General features: G+C 69.9%; 22 protein-coding genes. 13 read left to right on the top strand and 9 right to left on the bottom strand.

Annotated features, from left to right (window positions below):
• Positions 1-617: 617 nt before the first annotated feature.
• On the top strand, positions 618-1,988 hold the full coding sequence (locus GOHSU_RS02120) for an NAD-dependent succinate-semialdehyde dehydrogenase (RefSeq protein ID WP_024332721.1): 1,371 nt from the start codon (positions 618-620) through the stop codon (positions 1,986-1,988).
• A gap of 5 nt (positions 1,989-1,993) precedes the next feature.
• Here the strand turns inward: GOHSU_RS02120 and GOHSU_RS02115 are convergent, their stop codons facing one another.
• Positions 1,994-3,070, bottom strand: a complete 1,077-nt coding sequence (locus GOHSU_RS02115; RefSeq protein WP_005936063.1) for a hypothetical protein — start codon at positions 3,068-3,070, stop codon at positions 1,994-1,996.
• A 44-nt stretch (positions 3,071-3,114) separates the two neighbouring features.
• The gene (locus tag GOHSU_RS02110) at positions 3,115-3,681 is read right to left on the bottom strand and encodes an HhH-GPD-type base excision DNA repair protein (RefSeq protein ID WP_005936060.1); all 567 of its coding nucleotides are present in this window, start codon (positions 3,679-3,681) and stop codon (positions 3,115-3,117) included.
• Positions 3,682-3,723: 42 nt separating this feature from the next.
• On the opposite strand from GOHSU_RS02110, the gene GOHSU_RS02105 reads away from it, so the two are divergent.
• Positions 3,724-4,224: a hypothetical protein gene (locus tag GOHSU_RS02105; RefSeq protein ID WP_005936057.1), complete on the top strand. Its 501-nt coding sequence runs from the start codon at positions 3,724-3,726 to the stop codon at positions 4,222-4,224.
• A 14-nt stretch (positions 4,225-4,238) separates the two neighbouring features.
• Here the strand turns inward: GOHSU_RS02105 and GOHSU_RS02100 are convergent, their stop codons facing one another.
• From GOHSU_RS02100 to GOHSU_RS02090, 3 genes are all read right to left on the bottom strand, one after another.
• Entirely contained in the window at positions 4,239-5,396 is a 1,158-nt protein-coding gene (locus GOHSU_RS02100; protein WP_005936055.1) for a hypothetical protein, read from the bottom strand.
• Positions 5,397-5,447: 51 nt separating this feature from the next.
• Positions 5,448-6,506 (bottom strand): hypothetical protein, encoded by a 1,059-nt coding sequence (locus tag GOHSU_RS02095; protein WP_005936053.1) that lies wholly within the window; start codon positions 6,504-6,506, stop codon positions 5,448-5,450.
• 250 nt (positions 6,507-6,756) lie between these two features.
• Complete coding sequence (locus GOHSU_RS02090) at positions 6,757-7,629, bottom strand: Rv1157c family protein (RefSeq protein WP_005936050.1); 873 nt, start codon at positions 7,627-7,629, stop codon at positions 6,757-6,759.
• A 214-nt stretch (positions 7,630-7,843) separates the two neighbouring features.
• Here GOHSU_RS02090 and GOHSU_RS02085 point away from each other — a divergent pair, with 214 nt between their 5' ends.
• Genes GOHSU_RS02085 through GOHSU_RS02070 form a run of 4 tightly spaced genes read left to right on the top strand, consistent with a single transcriptional unit; the run spans position 7,844 to position 11,949 of the window.
• On the top strand, positions 7,844-8,869 hold the full coding sequence (locus GOHSU_RS02085) for a thiamine ABC transporter substrate-binding protein (protein ID WP_005936047.1): 1,026 nt from the start codon (positions 7,844-7,846) through the stop codon (positions 8,867-8,869).
• 35 nt (positions 8,870-8,904) lie between these two features.
• Positions 8,905-10,503, top strand: a complete 1,599-nt coding sequence (locus tag GOHSU_RS02080; RefSeq protein ID WP_035739849.1) for an ABC transporter permease — start codon at positions 8,905-8,907, stop codon at positions 10,501-10,503.
• Between the two features lie 7 nt (positions 10,504-10,510).
• Positions 10,511-11,539, top strand: a complete 1,029-nt coding sequence (locus GOHSU_RS02075) for an ABC transporter ATP-binding protein (RefSeq protein WP_024332720.1) — start codon at positions 10,511-10,513, stop codon at positions 11,537-11,539.
• Positions 11,536-11,949 carry an NUDIX domain-containing protein gene (locus tag GOHSU_RS02070; RefSeq protein WP_005936040.1) on the top strand — a complete coding sequence of 138 codons (414 nt, stop codon included), beginning with the start codon at positions 11,536-11,538 and terminating at the stop codon, positions 11,947-11,949. Before GOHSU_RS02075 ends, GOHSU_RS02070 begins: the two co-directional genes overlap by 4 nt.
• A gap of 296 nt (positions 11,950-12,245) precedes the next feature.
• Here GOHSU_RS02070 and GOHSU_RS02065 read toward each other — a convergent pair whose 3' ends face one another.
• Entirely contained in the window at positions 12,246-12,446 is a 201-nt protein-coding gene (locus GOHSU_RS02065) for a hypothetical protein (protein ID WP_005936038.1), read from the bottom strand.
• Positions 12,447-12,605: 159 nt separating this feature from the next.
• Here GOHSU_RS02065 and typA point away from each other — a divergent pair, with 159 nt between their 5' ends.
• Genes typA through GOHSU_RS02040 form a run of 5 tightly spaced genes read left to right on the top strand, consistent with a single transcriptional unit; the run spans position 12,606 to position 20,241 of the window.
• Positions 12,606-14,513, top strand: a complete 1,908-nt coding sequence (gene typA, locus GOHSU_RS02060) for a translational GTPase TypA (protein WP_005936036.1) — start codon at positions 12,606-12,608, stop codon at positions 14,511-14,513.
• A 17-nt stretch (positions 14,514-14,530) separates the two neighbouring features.
• On the top strand, positions 14,531-16,432 hold the full coding sequence (locus tag GOHSU_RS02055) for an ABC transporter family substrate-binding protein (protein ID WP_005936034.1): 1,902 nt from the start codon (positions 14,531-14,533) through the stop codon (positions 16,430-16,432).
• Complete coding sequence (gene mshB / locus GOHSU_RS02050) at positions 16,417-17,289, top strand: N-acetyl-1-D-myo-inositol-2-amino-2-deoxy-alpha-D-glucopyranoside deacetylase (protein ID WP_005936031.1); 873 nt, start codon at positions 16,417-16,419, stop codon at positions 17,287-17,289. Before GOHSU_RS02055 ends, mshB begins: the two co-directional genes overlap by 16 nt.
• On the top strand, positions 17,286-17,627 hold the full coding sequence (locus GOHSU_RS02045; protein ID WP_005936029.1) for a hypothetical protein: 342 nt from the start codon (positions 17,286-17,288) through the stop codon (positions 17,625-17,627). Before mshB ends, GOHSU_RS02045 begins: the two co-directional genes overlap by 4 nt.
• 55 nt (positions 17,628-17,682) lie before the next feature.
• Positions 17,683-20,241 (top strand): bifunctional FO biosynthesis protein CofGH, encoded by a 2,559-nt coding sequence (locus GOHSU_RS02040; RefSeq protein ID WP_345917285.1) that lies wholly within the window; start codon positions 17,683-17,685, stop codon positions 20,239-20,241.
• 100 nt (positions 20,242-20,341) lie between these two features.
• Here the strand turns inward: GOHSU_RS02040 and GOHSU_RS16970 are convergent, their stop codons facing one another.
• Complete coding sequence (locus GOHSU_RS16970) at positions 20,342-20,500, bottom strand: DUF8730 family Cys-rich protein (protein ID WP_005936025.1); 159 nt, start codon at positions 20,498-20,500, stop codon at positions 20,342-20,344.
• A gap of 78 nt (positions 20,501-20,578) precedes the next feature.
• Positions 20,579-22,246 carry an FAD-dependent oxidoreductase gene (locus GOHSU_RS02035; protein ID WP_005936023.1) on the bottom strand — a complete coding sequence of 556 codons (1,668 nt, stop codon included), beginning with the start codon at positions 22,244-22,246 and terminating at the stop codon, positions 20,579-20,581.
• Positions 22,247-22,507: 261 nt separating this feature from the next.
• On the opposite strand from GOHSU_RS02035, the gene fdxA reads away from it, so the two are divergent.
• Together fdxA and dapC are read left to right on the top strand one after the other, a co-directional pair.
• A complete protein-coding gene (gene fdxA, locus GOHSU_RS02030; RefSeq protein WP_005936021.1) occupies positions 22,508-22,834 on the top strand; it encodes a ferredoxin in 327 nt (108 codons plus the stop codon).
• On the top strand, positions 22,835-23,944 hold the full coding sequence (gene dapC, locus GOHSU_RS02025) for a succinyldiaminopimelate transaminase (protein ID WP_005936019.1): 1,110 nt from the start codon (positions 22,835-22,837) through the stop codon (positions 23,942-23,944).
• 275 nt (positions 23,945-24,219) lie between these two features.
• On the opposite strand, the gene dapD is transcribed toward dapC, so the two are convergent.
• Positions 24,220-25,173 carry a 2,3,4,5-tetrahydropyridine-2,6-dicarboxylate N-succinyltransferase gene (gene dapD / locus GOHSU_RS02020; RefSeq protein WP_005936016.1) on the bottom strand — a complete coding sequence of 318 codons (954 nt, stop codon included), beginning with the start codon at positions 25,171-25,173 and terminating at the stop codon, positions 24,220-24,222.
• Positions 25,174-25,207 lie beyond the last annotated feature (34 nt).

The raw sequence follows: 25,207 nt of genomic DNA, 5'->3' as shown, positions 1-25,207 counted from the left end.
TGCTGGTGGACAAAACCGATCTGGTGGTCGACGGTGCCACGGTCACCGCCTCGGTCCTGACCCGCCTCGGCCCGGCTCTGGCCGCCTACCTGGGCAGCGGCGATGCGGCTCTGCAGGTCGAACTGACGATGGCCCGGCCCGCCCAGGGGACTCGCCGGCCCGCCCGCAACAGCTTCCACAACGTCGGCATAGCCCTGCACCCGCAGCTGCCGCCGGCGCGACGTGCGGCGGCGATCACCGCACAGATCGCCGATGCGGACAGGGCCGACCGGACGGCCGCGGCGCGAGCCGGCCGTCGTGCCGCAACCGCCGCACCGCCGGTCCTGCGGGCGCTGGCGGCCCGGCTCACCGCCGCCGCGTCGCAGGTACCGGGAGAGGTCGCCGGAGCGCTGGTGGTCTCCTCGGTGTACCGCGGACCGGCCGATCTGCGGCTGGGCGGCGGCCCGGTGCTGTTCACCGCCGGCTTCCCGGCGCTGTCGTCGGTGCATGCGGCCAGTCTCGGCGTGCACGGGATCGGGCAGACCGTTGCGGTCTCGTTGACCACCGATCCGGCGGCCGTCGACGCAGATCGTCTGGTCCGGGTGCTGGCCGCCGCCGTGCGTCGTACAGTCGAGGATATGGCCTACCTCACTGAAAATCCCGCCACCGGAACCATCGAGCAGACGTTCGCGACCATGAGCGATGCGGACGTCGAAGATGTACTGGCCCGCAGTGCCGCCGCGTACCGGCAGTGGCGCACCACCTCCATCGACGAGCGCGTCCGCATGCTGCGCCAGACCGCGGCCGCCTACCGCGAGCGCGCCGACGAACTGGCCGAGCTGATCGCCCGCGAAATGGGTAAACCGCTCAAGCAGGCCCACGGCGAGCTGGCGCTGACGGCGATGATCTACGACTGGTACGCCGAACACGGTCCGGCCCAGCTGGAGACGCAGGAACTGGATCCGCAGGGTGCGACCAGTTCCACCGTGACCCGCGAGCCCATCGGCTCGCTCTTGGGCATCATGCCGTGGAACTTCCCCTACTACCAGGTGGCGCGCTTCGCGGCACCGAACCTGCTGCTGGGCAACACGATCGTGCTCAAGCATGCGCCGATCTGCGCGGCCTCCTCGGCGGTGATGGAGGAGATCGCCCATGCCTCCGGTGTGCCCGCCGACGCCTACATCAACGTCTACGCCAGTAACGAGCAGGCGGCCACGATGATCGGTGACAAGCGGATCGCGGGTGTCTCGCTGACCGGCAGCGGCCGCGCCGGAGCGGCTGTGGCCCAGACCGCCGCGGCGCATCTGAAGAAGTCGGTGCTGGAACTGGGTGGTTCGGACGCGTTCATTCTGCTCGACACCCCCGATGTCGCGGCCACCGCCCGGGGCGCAGCCGTCGGCCGCATGATGAACTGCGGCCAGGCCTGCAACTCACCCAAACGGTTCATCGTGCACGAGAACATCTACGACGACTTCGTCGCGAACCTGACCGCGGCAGTGGAGGCGATGACGGTGGGCGACCCCACCGATCCGGGCACCGACGTCGGCCCGCTGTCTTCGGTCACGGCCCGCGATCGCGTCATCGAACAGGTCAAGGAGGCCGTCGCCCAGGGGGCCACCCTGCATACCGGCGGGCAGGCCGTCGACGGCCCCGGCGCCTTCATGACCCCGACGGTGCTGACCGGGGTCACCCCGGAGATGGCCGCCTACCGCGAGGAGATCTTCGGTCCGGTCGCCATGGTCTATTCGGTCAGCAACGACGACGAGGCCATCGAACTGGCCAACGACGTCGACTACGGCCTGTCCGGTTCGGTCTGGAGCTCCGATGTGGAGCGGGCCACCGCCCTCGCCGACCGGCTGGACGTGGGCATGGCGATGGTCAACGAGCACGGCACCTCGCTGCCGGGTCTGCCCTTCGGCGGCGTCAAGGCCTCCGGCTACGGCCGGGAGCTGGGTCCGTGGGGCCTGGGCGAATTCGCCAACCTGCGGCTGAGCCGGGTCAGCGGATAGCCGGTCTACGGCTGGTAGTTATCCGAGGCGGTGGCCGACCGGCCGCCGCCTCGGGTGAACCGCCGGGGCACCCGCTCGGCCAGGTTGCCCAGCGGAGCCACCGAGTTGTTGAGCATCACCACCACCTCATTGAGCTGGTCGATCGCCTCGTGCATTTCAGCCAGGTTCGGCGGCAGCGCCGCCAGGGTCTGAGCGAGGTCGTTGAACTTGTCGAGCGGGCCGTCCGGTGCGATCAGCTGCTCGAGCGCCCCGCCCTCGCCGACGAGCTGATCGAGCAGACCCTCATCGGTGGCCGCGCGGTCCAGAACGCCGCCGGGCTGGGCGAGCTTGGTCAGGACACCGTCGGGTGCGGTGAGCTTGTCCACGACGCCACCCTCGGTGGTCAGCCGCTCGAGGATGCCTTCGTTTTCGGTGATCTGGTCCACCACCCCGCCGGGGCGCGTCAGCCGGTCCAGCGGGCCGTCTTTGGCGGCCATGCGCATCAGGGCGCCGTTCTCGTCGGTCAGCATGTCGATGGCGCCGCCGGGTTTGGTCAGCCGATCCAGGATGCCGCCGTTCTCGGTGAACTGATCGACCACGCCGCCGGGGCGCGTCAGCCGGTCGATCGGGCCGTCCTTGGCGGCCAGGCGCATCAGGGCGCTGCGCTCATCGGTGAGCTGGTCGAGGATGCCGCCGGTGGCGGTCAGCTTCTCCAACAGCCCGTCGGGCGCGGTCAGCCGGTCGATCACCCCGCCCTTCTGAATCAGCCGGTCCAACGGTCCGCCGACCGCCAGCAGCCGGCCGAACGGCCGGTCCGGGCTCAGCAGATCAGCGACCTGGGCCAGCAGCACCAGGGGCGCACCGACATTGGTGCGGTCGATCTCGCTGTCGACGCCGAGGGCGTGAGTGATCTCGTTCTCGACGCTGCTGGTGGCCAGCCGGGCGACGTTGATCGCCGATTCGACGGTGCTCAGCGCGATACCGGTCGCGGCGAATCCGAGGCGGATCGGCATCGTCGCCAGGGACCGGGGAGTGAACTTGAGACCCGCGGTGCGCAGATCCTTCGGCTCCACTACGCGCAGTTCCTTCTTCGGGACACTCATGCGAGAGGACTTTACCGTCCCAGCAGGCACTATTTCAGCAGCCACTACTTCTTGGCCCCGCTCTGCTTGAGGGCCTTCTTGTAGTCGCGAACCTTGAGCAGCGACTCGGGATCGACGACATCGGCGATGGAGCGGAAGCCCTCCTGGGCGAAGTCGCCGGCGATGTCCTCCCAGCCCGGCGGGCGGCAGTGGAGTTGTTTGGCCAGCAGGGCGACGAACATCTTGACCTTGGCTTTTCCGTAGCCGGGGAGCTCTTCGAGTCGCTTGGCCAGATCGCGGCCCGAAGCGGCCTCGGTCCACACCCGCTCGGCGTGACCGTCGTAGCGGTCGGTGATCAGGCGGGCCAGCTGCTGGATCCGCTCGGCCATCGACCGGGCGTACCGGTGGATCGCCGGGGTCTGTGAGCACAGATCGGCGAAGGCCTCCGGGTCGGCGTCGGCGATGGCCGCCGGCTCCAGGGTGCCGAAGCGTTCGAGGATCCGCAGCGGACCGGCGAAGGCGCGTTCCATCGGAAACTGCTGGTCGAGCAGTCCGCCGACCAGCAGCGCGAACGGATCGCGGGAGAGCAGTTCGTCGGCGGCAGGGTCCATCGTCAGGTGCAGATCGGCCATGTCGCCATGCTAGTCGGGTCGGGCCTGGCAGACTCTGCTGTCATGGCTCGTCTGTCTCGTACCGCTCGTTCCCTCACCGCGCTGGCTCTGGCCGCCGGTCTGACCGGCGGGGGCTTGGCCGCCGGCCAGGCACACGCCGATCAGGGCAACTACGTCAAGACCCTGCGTTGCGACAGCCCCGACCCGTTCCCCGGCCCGCCGCTGCGGATCACCGTCGATGTGTGGAACAAGATGAAGCATCCGTCCGACGGGCTGCCGGCGCCTGCGATCGCGCTGATCGCGAGCAACAACCGGAAGCAGGGGATCTTCCCCAATGCCGGGATCTACACGATGGAGACCACGGTCAACTGGCGCAACGTGACCACCGGTAAACGGGGAGTGGTGCGGGTGCCCACCCGCGCCTCGCATGTCACCTGGCAGGCGGTGATCCATCCCGGTCACGGCCGGGTGGACTTCACCGTCCGGCAGAAGATCGGCGTGCTGGCACTGGTGCCGATGGTGAATCCGCAGTACTCGAGCTGCCGCGGTTCGGCCGTCGCCTAAGACGCCCCGGCGTCTTAGAAGAGCCCGTCGAGGTACTTCAGGACCGCCGCCTGCTCCTGCCGCTGCGCATCGACCGGGTCCCCGGTCAGGTAGCTGACAGCCTGAACCTTGTTGCTGGACAGTTGGGCTTCGGCCAGGAAACGCAGTGCCTCGTGCAGCAGGATCGAATCGTCCTGCAGCGTCTGACTCAGCAGCAGCGGACGACTGTAGCCGTTGCGGGGCAGCTCCAGCGACCGCTTGAGCTTGGCCTGGAGTTTCGGGCTCGACGACACCGGCTTGAGCATCAGATCGCCGAGGGCGACGCCCCGGACCTGTTTCTGCAGGTCCGGCTTGCACAACGTCGCCGCCTTGCCGACCAGCTCGCGGCCCTTCTTGGTCAGCAACGGCTCGACCTGGTCGGCCTCGAGCGAGGCCAGCGCATAGACCACATCGGCGGTCACCGCTTCGGAGGCGGCCGGGGAGGTCGGGCTCAGGCTGCTGATCAGTACGTCCACGCCTGCCGGAATGCTGGTAGCGGCCGCACCGCGGAAGTCGGTGGCGTTCTTCTGATCGGTCGCCTTGCGGGCCAGGGTGATGGCCGCAGCCGCGCCCTGAGCTTCACCCAGGACCGCCCAGCGAGGGGAGACCGAGCCGTCGACGACGACTCCGGCCAGCACGGCGTCGACCATGTTCTGGGCGGCCACGGCATGGTTGATGTACTGCGGCGAGTGCTGATCGCCGATGATGCCGTAATCGGGCGTGATCACCGCGAAGCCGTTGCGCAGCAGCCGGCCGGCCGTATCGGGATCGCCGGCTTTGCTGTTGGTGGAGGCGTTGCAGTCATCGCCCAGGCCGTAACCGGCCGGGGCGTTGACGACCACCGGCCAGCCGCCGGCCGGAGCTTTGCCCTTGGGTTCGAGCATGGTGGCCACGGCCAGGTGCATCCGGTCGTCGGTGCCCTCGGTCCAGTAGCTGTACCGCTGACCGGAGACGGCAGCGGCGGGCAGATCAGCGGTCGGCAGCGGCTGATTGGCGAAGACCGCGCCTGCGGTCTGGCCGGGTGAGCCGGTAGCCGGGCGCGCGGCTTCGGGGTCGGCGAAGGCCTGGGTCGCGGTCAGGATTCCCGCGGTCAGTGCTGCCGCCGCGGTCGTTGCGGCCAGGGTCTTACGCAGTCGGGGCTGCCGGGGAGTCATGGTTTCTCGATTCGCTTCGGTCCGGGCGGACTAGGCCGACGGAGTATCGACCTAGGCCGACGGGGTATCGACGATGCCCACCGCGGGCAGGAAGTAGCAGGTGCGGCCGGCATTGGAGGTGGTACCGAAGACGGCGGTCAGGATGGACCCCTGACCGGTGTCTACCCGGGCCAGCCGCAGCGGGGCCTGTCCGGCCAGTGCGGACAGGAGCTGGGAATCGGTCACCTCGGCCAGCGGCTTCAGCTCGGCCATGCCGCCCTGCAGAGTGCCGGTGTTGAACCAGGCCACCTGGAAGTTCTCGTTGGTGTGGGCCGGCGGCGGAACCAGGGCGAATGCCGTCTGTTCGGCGGTCAGCGCCGCGGTCAGTTCGTCGATATCCTGGTTCTCGGCGAGGATGTCGGCCAGTACGCCGATGTTGAGTGCCTGCAGGGCCTGGGTGAGGGCCTCCTTGACCGTCGTGTTGCCGGCCTTCGGGAACGGACCGGGCAGCGCCGCAGCGGGGGCGCTGACCAGTCCCAGCGGATTGTCGGCCGTGGTCGCGGCGCAGAAGGGTGCGAACGCCGGGGTGAGCACCTTGGCGCCGGTCAGCTTCTCGAACACCGCCAGGCCGTCGGTCGCGGTGGTCACCGGGGCGTCGACCGTGCGCCGCACCGGGGCGGCGGCCGGAGTGCTCGCGTCGGGATCCTCGGGTGCCGGAGAGCTGCTCGCCGGGGGATCGGATGCCTCGGGGTCGGTGGTCTGATCCGGATCGGCCGGATCGGGCGTGCCCGGGACCGTCGGTGTGGTGCCGGGGGCATCGCCGCCGGGCACCAGCGTCCCCAGATCGGGGCTGCCCTCGGCGCCCATGATGGCCTGCAAGACCTCGACGATCTTCTGTTCGGCGCCCACCGCCTTGAGGGTCCGCAGTGCCTCGGCCAGTTCGGCGTCGCCGGGAATCGAGCTCAGCGAGAAGCCGTCGCCGCCGGCGCCGCCGAGCAGGGAGGTCAGGGCGCCCAGGTCGGGGGTGGTCGGTTCGGCGTGCACCGGCGCGGGTGCGGTGGTGGCCGCCGCCAGTGCCAGGGCCAGGGCGACCAGGCCGGTGCGGGCAGCGAAACGGGAACGGGCGACCACGGCGGAACTCCTGAAAAGCATGGGGCTGATGTGACCAATGAGGTTCAAGTTAAAGAACAGCACTTATGTTGCGTGAATGCAAGGTGCCGAGTCCGTCTCGTGACCCGATCGCGACTCTCGGGAAATCTGGCCGCCGCCGAGGGTGGTGGCTCTCACTCGCCGGGGAGTGAGGGGCGAAGGTGGCGGGAAAACAGACGGACCCCGCACCGCCGGCGGGCAGTGTGGGGTCCGTCTGGGAAGGGTTGAGCGATCAGATGATCGCGGTGCCGATCGTCGGGGCGATGGTGCAGGTGGTGCGCTTGCCCTTGGACTTGGTCGTGACGTCGCCGTGAATGGTGGCGACGACGCGGCCGCGGCCGCTCTTGAGGATCGTCGTGAACGTGCCGGGGCCGTCCTCGGCATTGATCTTCGGGTTCGGCAGCAGTCGCTGACGGCCTTCGCGGCCGTTGTCGATGTTGATCCAGGAGATCCACAGCGAGCGGGCGGTGTTCTTCAGGGCCGGACCGGTGCCCAGGCTGGTGTAGACCACGCCGGCCTCACCGCGCTTGGGGCCGGGGGCCGGAGCCTCCTGCGGGCCGGCGGTCATCAGTGCCATGCCGACCGAGTTGCCGCCCTCGGGCATGCAGCCCAGGCCGATGGTCGGGTAGAGGAACTGCTGAATGCGCGGCTTGTTCGGGCCCTTGGGGATCGTGGGATCCGAGTCGGCCTTCTCGGCGGCCGGCACGGCGGCGATCAGATCGTCGGCGGCCTGGACGCGGACCGCCTCGGTGGCGCCGGGCTCACCGAGGAAGTCGATCAGGCTGCGGAAGGTGGCGGCGGCCTCTGCGGGCAGCAGCGGATTGTCGGCCATCGCTCGCGCCTCGGCGAGCAGCTTGGTGTTGACCTTGCCGTTCTCGTCCTTGGTGGCGGCCGAGCCGATGAGGGCCGGGGCGAAGGCGCCCAGGGCGTCCAGAACCTGCTTGTCCACATCGGGGGCGTTGGCCGCGTCGGGAATGCCCAAGTCCTGAGTCTGCTGGGTCTGGGGTGCGGCCGGGTCGGCATGGGCCATCGGAGCGGCGACCGTGAGCGCGGCGGCCAGAGAAGCAGCGGCCACCAGGGTGCGGCGAGTTCGTGCAATGCGCACGGCAGGTTCCTAACAGTCGAGAACAGTCGTTGATGAGGGAGTCTAACCCGAAGAATAAGAAACTGCTGTGACTGGTGTTGAAATTGTTATCTAATGGGGCAATTGGTGCCTGTGGTTTTCGCACCGGTCTCCTCGCCGGTGCAGGCGGGTCGGTACATTGCTGATGCATTCGCCTCTGACATTCCGCCGCCGCTGACATTCCGCAGGAGCCCCAGTGAAGAAGCACTTCCGACGCCTTCCGATATCCCTGCTCGCGGTCGGGGCGCTGGTCGCCACGCTGACCGCCTGCACTAGCGACTCCCCGGATACGACGGTCACCGTCCTGACGCACGACTCGTTCTCGCTGCCGCAGCGGCTGATCGACGATTTCGCCGCAGAATCGGGACTGAAGGTGGACTTCGTCCGTTCCGGTGACGCCGGGCAGCTGTCGTCGGTGGTCTCGCTCAGCGCCGGTAAACCCAAGGGCGATGCGGTCTTCGGGATCGACAACACCTTCGCCGCCCGGCCGATCGAGGCCGAGGCGCTCGAGCCCTACCTCTCTCCGCTGGCCGCCGGCGGTGCCGACCGGTACGCGGTGCCCGAATCGAAGAACGAGCTGACCGCCATCGACCGCGGCGACGTGTGCCTCAACGTCGACGATCAATGGTACGAGCGCGAGAATCTGCCGGCCCCCACCAGTCTGGCGGATCTTCGGGAGAGCCGGTACGCCGATCAGGCGGTCCTCCTAGATCCGGCGACCTCGTCGCCGGGGATGAGTTTCCTGCTGGCCACCATCGGCACCTACAAGGACAAGGCGCCCGATTACTGGCGGGCGTTGATGGACAACGGTGCGCAGGTGGTCTCCGGCTGGGAGATCGCCTACAACCAGCTGTTCAGTGCGGGGGAGGGGCACGGCAGCAAGCCGATCGTCGTCTCCTACGCCAGTTCCCCGGCGGCCACCCCCGGGACCAGCGCCATCCTGTCCGGCTGCTTCTCGCAGATCGAGTACATGGGCATTCTGCGTGGGGCGGCCAATCCCGACGGCGCCCGCAAGGTGATCGACTGGATGCTCAGCCCGGCGGTGCAGACGGCCCTGCCGACCTCCATGTTCGTCTACCCGGTCCAGGAAGGGACGCCGCTGCCGCAGGACTGGCAGCGTCGTGCCCCGGCACCGCAGTACACCGTCAGCATGTCCCCGCAGTACATCAACGACAACCGTGAGCAATGGCTCAAGGAGTGGCGCGAGACCGTTCGCCGGTGAGCCGGACACAGACCCTGCGGGCCCGCGCGCCGCGGATGCTCGGCGGGCTGGCCGCGCTGATCCCGCTGCTGTTCGTCGGCGCCCTGTTCCTGGCGCCGCTGGGCGCCCTGCTCAAGCGGGCGTTCGACGATGCCGATGCGATCTCCCCGATCGAGGCGTGGCGGCGGACCGAGGCGCTGACTCTGCTGGGCGTCACCGTCGGCCAGGCCGCCGCCTCGGCGGTGCTGGCGGTGCTGGTGGCCGCACCGATCGTGTGGCTGGTGGCCACCGTCGACTTCCCCGGTGCGCTGATGCTGCGAGTGGTGGTGACCCTGCCCTTCGTCCTGCCCACCGTCGTGGTCGGCGTGGCCTTCCGTGCGCTGGGCACCGGACTGCTCGACGGATGGGGGGTTGAATCCGGGCTCGGTGCGATTCTGCTGGCGCATGTCTTTCTCAACGTCGCGGTGGTGGTGCGCGTGGTCTCTGCGGTCTGGCAGCAGATCGATCCGCAGGCGATCGAGGCCGCGCGCAGTCTGGGCGCCTCCCCGCTGCGGGCGTTCGCCGATGTGGTGCTGGTGCGGCTGGCCCCGGCGGTCGCGGCCGCCGCGGCACTGGTGTTCTTGTTCTGTTCCACCAGCTTCGGTGTCATCGTGATCCTGGGCGACGGCCGGTTGCGGACGCTGGAGACCGAGATCTATCAGCAGGGTGTGGGCTACTTCCGCATCCCCGAGGCGGTGGCGCTGTCGTTCCTGCAGATTCTGCTGGTGGTCGGTGCCCTGGTGCTGGCCCGGTTCCTGGGTCGCCGCGGTGCGCCGTCGACCAGTGACCGGGGTGTGCGGCTGCGGCGCCCTCGCGGGCTCGGCTGGCTGCCGGTGATCGCGGTCCTGATCTGGACGACGGCGGTCCTGGTGGTCCCGATCGCCTCGCTGGTGGTGCGCTCGCTGCGTCCCGGCGGCCGGTGGTCGGCGGCCGGCTACCGCCTGCTGCTGGAGAACGACTCGGGCACCTCGGTGGCCGGATCACTCTGGTATTCGGTGACCAGCGCACTGGTGGCCATGGTGATCGGGGTGGTGGTGGGCTTGCTCGCCGCCCTGGCGGTGACCCGCTTCGGCGGCACTGTCCTGGCCCGGTCTGGCGCCGCCCTGGCGATCCTGCCGCTCGGGGTCAGCGCGGTGACCCTGGGTTTCGGCTTCGTCGTCTTGACCACCTATCTGCCGCGGCAGATAGGCACCTCGCCGCTGCTGATCCCGGCGGTGCAGGCGCTGATCGCCATCCCGGTGGTGATCGGGCTGTTGGTGCCGGCCCTCGGTGAGGTGCCCCAGCGCCGCCGGGAGGCCGCTGCCGTTCTGGGCGCCGGGCCGGTGCGGGTCTTCTGGACCGTCGACATGCCGGTGATCGGCCGCTCCCTGGGTGCAGCGGCCGGATTCGCGTTCGTCATGGCGATCGGCGAGTTCGGGGCCACCACCTTTCTGGCCCGGCCCAACACGACCACCCTGCCGGTGTTGATCGGCACGCTGATGGGCCGCCCCGGTGCCGACAGTCTCGCCGCGGCGATGGCGGCCTCCGTACTGTTGGTCGCTGTGAGTGCCGTGGTGGTCTTCTTCGTCGAGCTGGCGGCGCCGCGCGCGGCGCGGCAGGTCGCCGGAGGCCGCTGATATGGGCATCTTGACGCTGCGCGGGGTCACCGTCCGGTACGGCACGACCACGGTGATCGACGATCTCGACTGGGCGGTCGGTGCGGCGACGGCACCGGTCAGCGCGCTGCTGGGCCCGTCCGGCTGCGGTAAATCGACTCTGCTGCGTGCCATCGCCGGCCTGACTTCGCTGTCCGCCGGCACCGTCGCCTGGGACGGTGTGGACCTGGCCCCGGTCCCGGTGCACCGCCGCGACTTCGGGGTGGTCTTCCAGGACGGCCAGCTGTTCTCCGGGCGCACCGTCGCCGCCAACATCGCCTACGGGCTGGCGCGCCGCCGCTGGCCGCGCACCCGGATCAGCCAGCGCGTGGAGGAGATGCTCGAGCTGGTGCAACTGCCCGGCATCGGCGAGCGGCGGGTGACCGCTCTGTCCGGTGGGCAGGCTCAGCGAGTCGCCCTGGCCCGGGCGCTGGCCCCGCGCCCGCGTCTGCTGCTGCTCGACGAGCCGCTGGCCGCCCTGGACGCCCGGCTGCGGGAAGACCTGGCATTCGCCATCGGCGATATCGTCCGCGCCGCCGAGACCCCGACCGTTGTGGTCACCCACGACCGGGCCGAGGCGGCGATGCTGGCCGACAGCATCTCGGTGATGCGGGCCGGGGAGATCGTGCAGACCGCTCCGGCGCAGCGACTGTGGCACCGGCCCGCCGACGACTGGGTGGCCGGGTTCCTGGGCGCGAGCCTGATCGTCGACGCCTCCGTGACCGGATCTGTCCTGCACACACCGTTCGGGCAGGCCGCGGCGCAGGCCGTCGAGGGGCTGCCGGCGCAGGGACCGTGCCGGGTGGCGCTGCGCCCGGAGTCGCTGTGGGCCGCCCCCGCCGAGGCCGGGCGGGCCGACGGCACCATCACCCACGCCGCGGTGCTGCCCGGTGGCACCCGACTGCGGGTGGCCACCGATGCCGGTGAGGTGGAGGCGATGGCTGCTGAACCGTACGCCGCCGGGGAACCGGTGCGGCTGCGCCTGGATCCGCGGCAGATCGCGGTGATCGGCCGGTGAGGTATGTGGTGGCCGGTGCCCTGCTGCGCGAGCGCGCCGGCGGTGGCCGCGAACTGCTGCTGGCCCAGCGCAGCTATCCGCCCGAGGTCGCCGGATTGTGGGAGCTGCCCGGCGGCAAATGCGGTCCCGGCGAGACGCGCGCCGCCGCTCTGGAACGGGAACTGGACGAAGAACTGGACGTGAGGGTCGTGGCCGGTGCGCCGCTGACCGAACAGGTGCGTCTGCGCGAGGATCTGCTGCTGGTGGCCCACTGGGCCGAGCTGGTGGCCGGCACCCCGCGCGCCGTCGAACATCAGGATCTGATCTGGGTGGACGCCGCCGAGCTGGCGGCCCTGGCCGCCCGCGGAGCCCTGGTCCCGGCCGACACCGCCTGGTTGCCGGAGCTGACCGTCGCACTTGACGTTCGCTGACCGTCGCACTCGACGTTCGCTGACCCCGGCCGCGGGCGGGGATGTGAGATTCGTCGTAGCCGCGCAGACCGTCGCCACCGTGCCGCCGGCGGGATCGTGCGAACCGCACGCTCGGACCGCCCGCCCGCCCGGCGGCGCCTGTGTGCCCGTGAACTCGTCTCGCCCCCTGGGCTGAGGGGGCCAGAACGTACTCGGGATGCCGGGCACCCCAGCTCAGGGTGCCGCACCGGTGCGGCGGCCGGCCACGACCGCCGTCCGGCGTGCGCCAGATCCCCGCGGCGGAGCGTCCGTGCAGGTCACTGCCCCCGGCGGGCCGGATTGACCCGGGCGGCCTCCAACGCCTTGCGGGCCTGCTTCTTGGTCATCGCATCGAAGTCGAGCTTCTGCATCTTGTGCACGACGACGGGACACTTGAGGCACCGGGTGCTCTTCTTGCAGCACTTCTTCTTCGGCTTCAGGCGCGCGACCTTGGCCGGGTCCGGCTTCTTCTTGCCCATACCGTCGAGGTTACGCCCGTAAGATCGCCGGATGCGGTCACAGATCGCGCAGAAGGGGGCGATGCCGCTACCCTGATGAGGTTCATTTTCACCCCGGACCGGTCCGGCACCAAGAGCACGGATCGCGGCGGTGGGAACAGAGAGCGAGAGAGACCTTCAGTGAGCGCTGACACCAACTTCCGCAACGTCGCGATCGTGGCGCACGTCGACCACGGCAAGACCACGCTGGTGGATGCGATGCTGCGCCAGTCGGGCGTCTTCGGCGAGCGCGCCGAACTGGTCGACCGGGTCATGGACTCCGGCGACCTCGAGCGCGAGAAGGGCATCACCATTCTCGCCAAGAACACCGCGGTCCATCGCCGCCAGCCCGACGGCACCGAGTACGTCATCAACGTGATCGACACCCCCGGCCACGCCGACTTCGGCGGCGAGGTGGAGCGGGCACTGTCGATGGTCGACGGCGTGGTGCTGCTGGTCGACTCCTCCGAGGGACCGCTGCCGCAGACCCGATTCGTGCTGCGCAAGGCGCTGGCCGCCTCGCTGCCGGTGATCCTGGTGGTCAACAAGACCGACCGCCCCGACGCCCGTATCGCCGAGATCGTCACCGAGGCGCAGGATCTGCTGCTGGATCTGGCCTCCGGACTGGACGACGAGGCGGCCGAGGCCGCCGAACTGGCCCTGGACCTGCCGGTGCTGTTCGCCTCCGGCCGCGCCGGTATCGCCAGCACCGAGATGCCGGCCAACGGCTCGGTGCCCGACGGCGACGACCTGGGCCCGCTGTTCGACGTCCTGATCAAGAACGTGCCCGCACCCAAGGGCGATCCGTCCGCACCGCTGCAGGCCCATGTGACCAACCTCGACGCCTCGCCGTTCCTGGGCCGGCTGGGCCTGGTGCGCATCCATAACGGCACCCTGCGCAAGGGTCAGCAGGTGGCCTGGTGCCGGGAGGTCGACGGCCAGCCGGTGATCGAGAAGGCCAAGATCACCGAACTGCTGCAGACCGTGGGCGTCGAGCGTGAACCCGCCGAGATCGCTTACGCCGGCGACATCGTCGCCGTGGCGGGGATGTCGGAGATCATGATCGGCGACACCCTGGCCGACCCCGACAATGCCGTCGCACTGCCGCGCATCCAGGTCGACGAGCCCGCCATCTCGGCGGTCATCGGGACCAACACCTCGCCGCTGGCCGGCCGGGTCAAGGGACACAAACTGACCGCCCGCATGGTCAAGGATCGTCTCGACAGCGAACTGATCGGCAACGTCTCCCTGCGCGTGCTGGACATCGGCCGCCCCGATGCCTGGGAGGTGCAGGGCCGCGGTGAGCTGGCCCTGGCCATCCTCGTCGAGCAGATGCGCCGCGAAGGCTTCGAGCTGACCGTCGGCAAACCGCAGGTGGTGACCCGGCAGGTCGACGGCAAGGTACACGAGCCGTTCGAGCACCTGACCATCGACGTGCCCGAGGAGTACCTGGGATCGGTGACCCAGCTGCTGGCCGCCCGCAAGGGCAGGATGGAGCAGATGACCAACCACGGCAGCGGCTGGGTGCGGATGGAGTTCGAGGTGCCCTCGCGCGGTCTGATCGGCTTCCGCACCGACTTCATGACCGAGACCCGCGGGACCGGCATCGCCAATGCGGTCTTCCTGCAGTACGGGCCGTGGGCCGGGGAGATCCGGGCGCGCCACACCGGCTCGCTGGTCTCCGACCGGGCCGGCAGCGTCACCCCGTTCGCGATGATCCAGCTGGCCGATCGCGGCACCTTCTTCGTCCATCCGGGCGACGACACCTACGAGGGCCACGTCGTCGGGATCAACCCGCGACTGGAGGACCTCGACATCAACGTCACCCGTGAGAAGAAGCAGACCAACATGCGGGCCTCCTCCGCCGATGTGATGGAGACGCTGGCCAAGCCGATGGATCTGGACCTGGAGAGCTCGATGGAGTTCTGCGCCGTCGACGAGTGCGTGGAGGTCACGCCGGAGGTCTGCCGGGTGCGTAAGGTCAACCTGGACAGCTCGACCCGGGCCCGGGAGCGCTCGCGGGCCAAGGCCCGGGACGCGAACGCCTGACGACAGGAGTGAGCTCGATGGGACGCGGATTGCGCCGGCGACTGGCCGTCGGAGCGGCGGCCGGACTGCTGGCACTGTCGGCGACGGCCTGCATGGCCGATCCGCCGCCGCCGGTGCGTGAGACGCTGCCCACACCCACGCCCAACGAGTATCCCGATGAGCGGACCGTGTACCTGGCCACCGACGCGATCGGGGCCGGATTCAACCCGCACCTGGGCGCCGACCAGGGCACCGTCACCACGGCGATCGCGGCGATGACGCTGCCGAGCCCCTTTGTCCCGGTGAGCACCCCCGAGGGGGACCGCTGGGAGCCGAACCCGACGCTGGTCACCTCGGCCGAGGTCACCTCGACCGCGCCGTTCACCGTCACCTACAAACTGGTCAACGACGCACAGTGGTCCGACGGCCTGCCGGTGACCGGCGACGACTTCGCCTACCTCTGGCAGCAGATGGCCCGCCAGCCGAATGTGGTCGGGCAGGCCGGGTACCGGGCCATCACCCAGGTGCAGACCTCCGGTGGAGGCAAGGTGGTCTCGGTGGTCTTCGACGCCGAATACCCCGCCTGGCGGGAGTTGTTCAACAATCTGCTGCCCAGCCACAAACTGCGCTCGGACCCCTCGGGATTCCAGACCGGGATGGACAAGGGCAAGCCGGTCACGGCCGGCCCGTTCGCGATCTATTCGATCGACCGGGCCCGCGATGAGGTGCGGCTGATCCGCAACGACCGCTACTGGAGCACCCCGCCGGTCCTGGACCAGGTGGTGCTGCGGCGCGCCGGAACGCTCCCGCAGATGGCGCAGACGGTGCGTAACGGCGACACCGGCATCGTCGCCCTGTCGGCCGGGGCGGCCCGGGCCGCCGAGGTCTCGGCGATCCCCGGGGTGCGCCACGGCCGGGTGCCGTCGAGCCGGGTGCTGGCGATCAATCTGAACACCCGGGCCGAGGTCATGACGTCACTGCCGGTGCGGCGCGCCGTCTTCGGCATGCTCAACGCCGATATCGTCACCGCTGCCGCGGCCGGTGACGACGTGGTCAGCCGCTTCGCCAATACGGTGTACACGCCGTCGGACAGCGGCTACTTCCCGGTCCAGCGCGCGCGTCCGTCCGCAGAACAGGTGAACGCCTGGCTCACCGAGGCCGGCTACACCCGCGGAGCACCGCGCGGACCCGAACCGGCGCCGGCTTCCGGTACGGCCGAGTCCCCGTCGTCGCCGCAGCCCGCCGATCCGACCCTCGAGGTCAACGACGTGCCGGAGCTGCCCACGGGAGTGGCTCCGCTGCTGCGGAACGGACAGCCGCTGGTGGTCCGGATCGGCGCCACCGATACCGATCAGCGCACGATGTCGGCTGCCGAGAGCATCGCCGACCTGCTGCGCGGGCAGGGTGTGCGCGCGACGGTGCGCGGAATGACCAACACCGAGTTGTACGGACAGGCGCTCAAGGACGCCGCCGTGGATCTGATCGTCGGCTGGAATTCGGCGAGTATCGATCCGGCGACCGCGCTGGCCTCGGAGGTGGGCTGCCGGCCGCCGCCGGAGGGCACCGAGTCCGGGGCGCACACCGTCGAACCCGAAACCGATCCGGCCGTGGACAAGAGCGTGCTGCCCACCCCGACCCGCACCGCCGGGCCGGCCGCACCGTCCACGCGCAAACCGCCCCCGGACATCAGCTACATCGGCAACACCTCGGGGCTCTGCGATGCGCAGCTGCAGGATCTGGCGGCCCGGGCGATGACCCAGACCGATCCGGCGGCCACCCTCACCGAAGCCGAATCGGTGCTGGCCGCGCGCGCGGTCTATCTCCCGCTGTTCCAGGACAGCATCTTCGTCGGTGTCAGCGAGAAGGTCGACGGTGTACCGCTGACCGGGCCGGTGCAGGTCGCGATCTTCGGTGATGCGGCCCGGTGGTCGCAGCCGTGACCGGCCGCCGGCTGCTGGTGCTGCATGCACATCCGGACGACGAGTCGATCCTGACCGGCGGCACCATCGCCCGCTATCTGGCCGAGGGCGCGCAGGTACAGGTGGTGACCTTCACCCTCGGCGAGGAGGGCGAGGTGATCGGTGCGCAGTGGGCGCAGCTGGTCGCCGCCGCAGCCGATCAGCTCGGCGGTTTCCGGATCGGGGAGCTGCAGGCGGCACTGACGGCTCTGAGCCCGGCCGGCGGGCCCGTGCTGGTGCCGCGCTTCCTCGGCGGGGCGGGCCGATGGCGGGACTCGGGGATGGCCGGAACCCCCTCGGCCGACCACCCGCGGGCGCTGGCGCAGGCCGATGCCGCCGAACTGACGGCGGTGCTGGCCGAGGAGATCGTCGCCTTCGACCCGCAGGTGATCGTGACCTACGACGTCGACGGCGGCTACGGCCATCCCGACCACCGGCGGGTGCACGAGATCTCCCGGCGGGCGATCCCGGTGGCCGCCGAACAGCTGGGACACCGGTTCAAGGTCTACGAGGTGGTGACCCAGCGCAGCGCCTTGATCGCGGGCCTGGCCGCCGTGGACCACGTCCCGGCCGGCTGGCGCCGACCGGCCGTCGGCGAGCTGCCCAGCTACCCCGACGATCAGGTGCACGCCGCCGTCGACGTCTCGGCGGTCTACGCGGCCAAGGTCGCGGCCCTAGCCGCCCACGCCACCCAGATCACCGTGGCCGGATCGGGCACGGAGTTCGTGTTGAGCAACAACGTCGTGCAGCCGATCTCCGCCGTCGAACACTTCCGCCGGGTCACCCCGGAACCGGTGCCCGGCGAGTTGGAGACCGATCTGTTCCAGGGGCTGCCGTGAACGTGACCGAGCGACTGGAGCTGGCGCTGCTGACCGTTGCGGGCGCACTGCTGGGCATCCTGTGTTGCGGCTTCCTGATGATCTATCTCGGGTCGATCCCGTTTCCGATCACCGCCCTGGTGGCCGGAGTGGGGAATCTGGGTCTGCTGTGGCTGGCCGGGCAGTACACCGAATCGGGCTGGCGCTTCGCCCCGCTGGGGGCGTGGACGCTGGTGGTGGTGCTCGCCATGCTTCCGGGCCTGCACGGCAGCGGACAGTGGATCAGCGGACTGCCGCTGCTGCTGATCCTGGCGCTGGGGCTGGGGATCCCGTCGACCATCGCCGCCCGCTTCCCCTGACGCCTGCGGCATCGGTGCCGACCGGGTGCGGTGGCGGCATGTCTACAGTGGGAGCGTGACCCCAGAAACCGTTCCGTCGCCGTCCGCGATGCGCAGGGCTCTGCGCCGTGCCCGCGACGGTGTCACGCTCAATCCCGACGAGGCGGCGGTGCTGCTGGCCGCCCGCGGGGACGATCTGCAGGAACTGTGCGCCGCCGCCGCCCGGGTTCGCGACGCCGGACTGGCCGAGGACGGGCGCAGCGGGCAGATCAGCTACTCGCGCAAGGTGTTCATCCCGCTGACGCGGCTGTGTCGCGACCGCTGCCACTACTGCACCTTCGTGACGGTGCCGGGCAAACTCGCGCGCGCCGGTCAGGGCGCCTATCTGGAGCTCGACGAGGTGGTCGAGATCGCCCGGCGCGGCGCCGAGATCGGCTGCAAGGAGGCGCTGTTCACCCTCGGCGACCGTCCCGAGGACCGCTGGGAGGTGGCCGCCCAGTGGCTCGACGAGCGCGGCTACGACTCCACCCTCGACTACGTCCGGGCCGCGGCGATCCGGGTCCTGGAGGAGACCGGACTGCTGCCGCATCTGAATCCGGGGGTGATGAGCTGGGAGGAGATCAACCGGCTCAAGCCGGTGGCGCCGTCGATGGGCATGATGCTCGAGACCACCGCCCGCAGGCTCTTCACCGACAAGGGGGAGTGCCACTACGGCAGCCCCGACAAGGATCCGGTGGTCCGCGAGCAGGTGCTGGTCGACGCCGGCCGGCTGGCGGTACCGTTCACGACCGGCATTCTGGTCGGCATCGGGGAGACGCGCGCCGAACGGGTCGACTCGATTCTGGCGATCCGCAAGGTGCACAAGGCTTTCGGGCATGTGCAAGAGGTCATCGTGCAGAATTTCCGGGCCAAACCGGACACCGCGATGGGCAAGATCCCCGACGCCGAGATGAGCGAGTTCCTCGCCTCGATCGCGGTGGCCCGGTTGCTGCTGGGCCCCGGGATGCCGATCCAGGCACCGCCGAATCTGGTTTCGGAGCACGAGTGCCGGGCGCTGATCGCCGCCGGCATCGACGACTGGGGCGGGGTCTCCCCGCTGACCCCCGACCACGTCAACCCCGAGCGGCCCTGGCCGAATCTGGATGATCTGGCGCAGATCACCGCCTCGGCCGGCTTCACGCTCACCGAGCGCATCGCGGCGCAGCCGCGGTATGTGTTGGCCGGGCAGCCGTGGATCGATCCGCGCATCGCCGCCCATGTGGGTGCCCTGGCAGATCCGGTCACCGGCCTGGCCCGCGCGGGGGCGATCCCCGTGGGGCTGCCGTGGCAGGAGCCCGACGAGCAGTGGGACTCCTCCGGGCGGGTGGATCTGCACACCGGAATCGACGTCGACGGCCGCAATGCGCAGACGCGCAGCGATCTGTCGAGCGCCTTCGGGGACTGGGACACCATCCGCGAACAGGTCCTGGCGCTGGGCGATCAGAGTGCCCCGCGGCGCCTGGACAGTGAGGTGCGTGCGGCGCTGCGGCATGCCGAGAACGATCCGGGCGGCCTGTCCGACGAGCAGTATCTGGCCCTGGCCACGGCCGACGGCGAGGGTCTGGAGGCGCTGACCGCCCTGGCCGATGCGGTGCGGGCACAGGTCAACGGTGAGGAGGTCACCTACGTGGTGAACCGGAACATCAACTTCACCAACATTTGCTACACCGGCTGCCGGTTCTGCGCCTTCGCCCAGCGTAAGGGGGATGCGGACGCCTTCACCCTGTCCACCGACGAGGTCGCCGACCGGGCCTTCCAGGCCCACCTGGCCGGGGCGACGGAGGTCTGCATGCAGGGCGGGATCGACCCGGAACTGCCGGCCTCGGGATATGCCGACATCGTGCGCGCGGTCAAGGCCCGCGTTCCGGAGATGCACGTGCACGCCTTCAGTCCGATGGAGGTGGTCAACGGTGCCGCCCGCGCCGGTGAATCGATCCGGGACTGGCTGACCGGACTCAAAGAGGCGGGCCTGGACACGATTCCGGGTACCGCCGCGGAGATCCTCGACGACGAGGTCCGCTGGGTGCTCACCAAGGGCAAGCTGCCCACCGCCTCCTGGATCGAGGTGGTCACCACCGCGCACGAGGTCGGTCTGCGCTCGAGTTCGACGATGATGTACGGCCACGTCGACTCGCCGCACCATTGGGTGGCGCACCTGAATGTGCTGCGCGGCATCCAGGACCGCACCGGCGGGTTCACCGAATTCGTGCCGCTGCCGTTCGTCCACCAGTCCTCACCGCTGTACCTGGCCGGTGCGGCACGCCCGGGTCCCACCCGGCGCGACAACCGGGCCGTGCACGCGCTGGCCCGGCTCATGCTGCACGGCCGGATCGACCACATCCAGACCTCGTGGGTCAAACTCGGCATCGAGGGCACCCGGGTGATGCTGCGCGGCGGTGCCGACGATCTGGGTGGCACCTTGATGGAGGAGACGATCTCCCGGATGGCCGGCTCCCAGCACGGCAGCGAGAAGACGGTCGCCGAACTGCACGATATCGTCACCGGCATCGGCCGCATCCCGCGCCAGCGCACCACCGACTACGGGCCGGTGTCCGATCCGGTGGCGGCCCGCACCTCGCCGGCCGTCGTCGACTGATCAGACCTCGCTTCGACGGCAGACGGCGCCGGTCCCGTGGCGGGACCGGCGCCGTCTCTAGTGCTCGGCGGACCGAGCGGTGGGGAAGCTGTGGCCGGGCTCAGCCCAGACCGAACATCTTGGCCAGACGGCTGGGCTCCTTGGGATGCCCCTGGCAGCGACGGGCGGTGGGAACGCCGCGCATCACCTGATCGACGTGGGCGCCGCAGCCGCGCCAGGTGATCTTTCCGCAGGTCTTGCAGGTGGCCTGAGAACACATGGTGGTACTCCTTGTGAGGATGGGTTGTTGGGATGGTTCATCGTCGTCGACGGTGGCCCGCCGACAGCCGGACCGGACTCAGACGAGCGCCGGTTCGCCGGGAATCAGGGCGCGCAGCGTCTCCAGTCCGCCGGACAGGTTGGCGGCTTCCAGGCCGGCCGCGGTCAGGGTGCGGCAGGCCAGGTAGCTGCGCTTGCCGCTGGCGCAGTGCACCCGGATGGGGCGTCCCGCCGCGGCCTCGCGGATCTCCTCCAGACGTTCGCGGACCTGGGTGCCCGGCACCAGCATGGCGCCGGGGAGATGATCCTGGTCGTACTCGTCCTGGTTGCGCACATCCAGGATCAGGTAGTCGTCGGCGTCGTCGGCGTCGAGCTGCTCGGCGTACCAGAGCTTCAGTTCACCGTCGAGCACGTTCTCGGCGATCATCCCGGCCAGATTCACCGGATCCTTGGCCGACCCGTACGGCGGCGCGTAGGCCAGGTCCAGGTCGATCAGCTCGGGTGCGGTCATCCGGTTGCGGATGGCGGTGGCGAGCACGTCGATCCGCTTGTCCACGCCGTCCAGGCCCACGGCCTGGGCACCGAGAATGAGGCCGTCGGACGTGCGCACGTGCATCAGCATGTGGATCTGCTCGGCGCCGGGGAAGTACCCGGCGTGGTTGGCCGGATGCAGGTGCACGGTGAAGTAGTCGTTGTCCGAGCCGGCCAGGGCGGCGCGGTTGGCGCCGGTCATCGCGGCCGTCAGCCCGCCGGCCCGCACGATCGCCGTGCCGACGGTGGCCGGGATGGGTCGGGCCCGTTCGGGAGTCAGGATGTGATCGGCCACCTGGCGTCCGGCTCGGTTGGCCGGGCCGGCCAGGGGCACGGGCCGGCGCAGACCGGTCACCGCATCGGTGCTCACGGTGGCATCGCCGACCGCCCAGATGCCGTCGAGGTTGGTGTGACCGCGCCCGTCGACCACGATCGCGCCGCGCTCGGTCTCGACACCGGCCTCGGCGAAGACCGCGGTGTCGGGGGTGACCCCGACCGAGAGCACCACCACATCGGCGGGCAGGCGGGTCCCGTCGGACAGGACCACCACGTCCCGGACCGGACCGGTTTCGATGGCTGTGGCGCTCACGCAGTCGTGGACGGTGATGCCCAGGTTGTCGCGCAGTTCGGCGGTGACCAGGGAGGCGATCTCGGTCTCCAGTGCGGGCAGTACGTGCGCGGCCAGTTCGACGATGTCGACGGTCAGGCCCTGCAGGCGCAGCCCCTCGGCCGCTTCCAGTCCGATGAAACCGGCACCGAGGACCACCGCTCGCGTGGCGCCGTCGGTGACGGTGTCCTTCAGGCGGACCGCATCGCCGACGGTGCGCAGCGTCTGCACCCGCGGGGAGTCCAGCCCCGGAATCGGGGGCCGGTTGGCGACCGCACCGGGGGACAGGATCAACTCGTCGTAGGCGACCGTGGAGACACCGTCGGCGTTGCGGACCAGCACGGTCTTGGCGGCCGGATCGACGCCGATGACGTCGTGCCGGACGCGCACGTCGATGGCGAGGGTCTCGCGCAGCGATTCGGGGGTCTGCACCAGCAGATCCTGCTCCTGCTCGATCTCACCGCTGACGTAGTAGGGCAGACCGCAGTTGGCGAACGAGGGGTGTTCCCCGCGCTCGAACACGATGATCTCCGCGTTCTCGTCCAGGCGACGGGCCCGGGCGGCTGCGCTCATTCCACCGGCGACCCCGCCGACGACCACAATTCTCATGCCTGCCTCCTCATGGAATGAACCATACCCCTCGGGGTATATATTCCTCCAAGTGAATGTGACGCAGATCGTCGTCGTTCCGATGTTTTCTTCAGGCTGAATATAAATACAGCCCGGTGAGCGAGGACGAGTGACTCCGGGGCCGCCCGTCGAGTTCCCCGGCATGGGGGCCGGGCAGATAGGCTGTAGCCGTCTGTCAAGGTGTCCGCGTCGCGATCAGCCCCGGTGGCGGTGGACCTGGCACGTGAAGGAGAACCGAGAGTGACCTACATCATCGCTGAGCCCTGCGTGGATGTCCTGGATCGGGCGTGCGTGGAGGAGTGCCCGGTCGACTGCATCTATGAGGGCGGGCGCATGCTGTACATCCAGCCCGACGAGTGCGTCGACTGCGGTGCCTGCGAGCCGGTGTGCCCCGTCGAAGCGATCTTCTACGAGGACGACGTCCCCGATGAGTGGGAGCCGTATGTCAGCGCCAACGTCGACTTCTTCGACGATCTGGGTTCGCCGGGCGGTGCCGCCAAGGTCGGCAAGACCGACTACGACCCGCCGTTCGTGAAGAACCTGCCGCCGATGGGCGAAGAGGGCTAAGTGCCCGCCGCTCGGTTGAACCCGGTCAGCGTCACCCTTCCGGAATTCCCCTGGGACACCCTCGCCGAGGCGACGGCGACCGCGCGCGCCCATCCGGGCGGGATCGTGGACCTGTCGGTCGGCACGCCGGTGGACCCGGTGGATCCGGTGATCCAGGCGGCGCTGGCCGAGGCGGCGGAGTTCCCCGGATATCCGGCGACCGCCGGCACCCCGGCACTGCGCGAAGCCGCTGCCGGGGCACTGTCTCGCCGGTTCGGGGTCGGCGGCCTCGACGAGTCGTCGATCCTGCCGGTCATCGGCACCAAAGAGGCGATCGCCGGACTGCCCGGTCAGCTCGGGGTGCCCGCCGGGGGTCTGGTGGTGATCCCCGAGATCGCCTATCCGACCTACGAGGTCGGTGCGCTGCTGGCCGGTGCGCGGGTGCTGCGGGCGGACTCGACGATCGCGGTCGGACCCGAGACACCGGTGGTGCTGTACCTGAACTCGCCGTCGAACCCGACGGGCAAAGTGCTGCCGGTCGACCACCTGCGCAAGGTGGTCGCCTGGGCGCGCGAGCGCGGCGTCGTGGTGATCTCCGACGAGTGTTATCTGGGGCTGGCCTGGGATCAGCCGGCCGTTTCGGTGCTTGATCCGGCGGTCTGCGACGGCGACCACACCGGACTGATCGCGGTGCACTCGCTGTCGAAGGTGTCGAACCTGGCGTCGTACCGGGCCGGTTTCCTGGCCGGTGACCGGGCGCTGATCACCGAGCTGCTGACCGTGCGCAAACACGCCGGGCTGATGGTGCCGTTCCCCGTGCAGGGCGCGATGATCGCGGCATTGAACGACGACGTCCACGTCGATGCGCAGCGTGAGCGCTACGGGCGCCGCCGCGAGGTCCTGCGGGCGGCACTGGAATCGGCCGGCTTCACGATCGACCACTCCGAGGCCGGGCTGTACCTGTGGGCCACCCGCGGCGAGGACTCCCGGGCCACCCTGGACTGGCTGGCCGACCGTGGCATCCTGGTGGCCCCCGGCGACTTCTACGGCCCGCGCGGCACCGAGCACATCCGGATGGCGTTCACGGCGACCGACGAACGCGTCGAGGCGGCTGCGGCCCGGCTGACCTGAGCAGGCCGGCTGTTCGCGGCGCTGAGCGTGTGTTCGCGGCGCTCGTCGACGCGGACGCGGCGCTCGTCGTGTGTTCGCGGCGCCCGGTCCGAACGCGGCCTTCGCGAGAGCTGCGCCTGTAGCCGAGCGCCGCGAATGTCGGACGAGGGCCGCGAACGTGAATCCAGCGCCGCGAACGCCGGGCGAGGGCCGCGGACGTGAATCCAGCGCCGCGAACGACCGTCGGCGCGCAGATCCACGGGTCCCCGGCGAGGCGAGCCTGGCGAGACGGCTGCTCAGGTGTTCGTGTGCAGGGCCTGGTTGAGCTCGATGCCGCGGGCGGTGCGCACCTCGATGGTGCCGGTGCGCGAATTGCGACGGAACAGCAGATTGCTGCGCCCGGCCAGTTCCCGTGCCTTGACGACGGCGCCGTGCGCATCGGTCACCTTGGTTCCGGCGGTGATGTAGAGGCCGGCCTCGATCACGCAATCGTCGCCCAGCGGGATGCCGCAGCCGGCATTCGCGCCGAGCAGACAGCGCCGGCCGATGGAGATCACCTCGGTCCCGCCGCCGGACAGGGTGCCCATCGTCGACGCGCCGCCGCCGATGTCCGCGCCGTCGCCGACCACCACACCCGAGGAGATACGGCCCTCGATCATCGAGGTGCCCAGAGTACCGGCATTGAAGTTGACGAAGCCCTCGTGCATGACGGTGGTGCCCGGCGCCAGGTGGGCACCGAGCCGGACCCGGTCGGCATCGCCGATGCGGACTCCGCCGGGAACCACGTAGTCGACCATCCGCGGGAACTTGTCGACCGAGAACACGGTGACCTGTCCGCGGCGGCGCAGCCGTGCCCGGGTGGCCTCGAAGCCGTCGACGGCGCAGGGCCCGAAGTTGGTCCACACCACGGTCGCCAGCAGCCCGAAGATGCCGGTCAGGTTCTGCCCGTGCGGGGCGACCAGGCGATGGGAGAGCAGGTGCAGGCGCAGGTAGACGTCGTAGGTGTCGACCGGGTCGTCGTTCAGGTCGGCGACGACGGTGCGCACCGCGACCGTGCGGACACCGCGCGCACCGTCGACTCCGACCGCATCGAGCAGCTCGCGCGGCGTGTCGACATCGCTCAGGACGGTGGTCCCGGCGGGCCGGTGGCCGCCGGTCGTCAGCCCCGGATCGGGGAACCAGGTGTCCAGGACGACGTCGTCGTGCGTGAGGGTGGCGATTCCGATGGCAACAGCACCTGTAGGGGTCACCGGAAGAGTTTATCGCCGCAGTTCGCCGCGGCTA

The organism is Gordonia hirsuta DSM 44140 = NBRC 16056 (assembly GCF_000333015.1).
Classification (GTDB): domain Bacteria; phylum Actinomycetota; class Actinomycetes; order Mycobacteriales; family Mycobacteriaceae; genus Gordonia; species Gordonia hirsuta.
This window is presented reverse-complemented; position numbering and strand designations above follow the sequence as displayed.

Bases quoted from the DNA above. Each gene is read 5' to 3' on its own strand.
- GOHSU_RS02120 (WP_024332721.1), top strand. From the start codon at position 618: ATGGCCTACCTCACTGAAAATCCCGCCACCGGAACCATCGAGCAGACG.
- GOHSU_RS02115 (WP_005936063.1), bottom strand. From the start codon at position 3,070: ATGAGTGTCCCGAAGAAGGAACTGCGCGTAGTGGAGCCGAAGGATCTG.
- GOHSU_RS02110 (WP_005936060.1), bottom strand. From the start codon at position 3,681: ATGGCCGATCTGCACCTGACGATGGACCCTGCCGCCGACGAACTGCTC.
- GOHSU_RS02105 (WP_005936057.1), top strand. From the start codon at position 3,724: ATGGCTCGTCTGTCTCGTACCGCTCGTTCCCTCACCGCGCTGGCTCTG.
- GOHSU_RS02100 (WP_005936055.1), bottom strand. From the start codon at position 5,396: ATGACTCCCCGGCAGCCCCGACTGCGTAAGACCCTGGCCGCAACGACC.
- GOHSU_RS02080 (WP_035739849.1), top strand. From the start codon at position 8,905: ATGCTCGGCGGGCTGGCCGCGCTGATCCCGCTGCTGTTCGTCGGCGCC.
- GOHSU_RS02065 (WP_005936038.1), bottom strand. From the start codon at position 12,446: ATGGGCAAGAAGAAGCCGGACCCGGCCAAGGTCGCGCGCCTGAAGCCG.
- GOHSU_RS02055 (WP_005936034.1), top strand. From the start codon at position 14,531: ATGGGACGCGGATTGCGCCGGCGACTGGCCGTCGGAGCGGCGGCCGGA.
- GOHSU_RS16970 (WP_005936025.1), bottom strand. From the start codon at position 20,500: ATGTGTTCTCAGGCCACCTGCAAGACCTGCGGAAAGATCACCTGGCGC.
- GOHSU_RS02035 (WP_005936023.1), bottom strand. From the start codon at position 22,246: ATGAGAATTGTGGTCGTCGGCGGGGTCGCCGGTGGAATGAGCGCAGCC.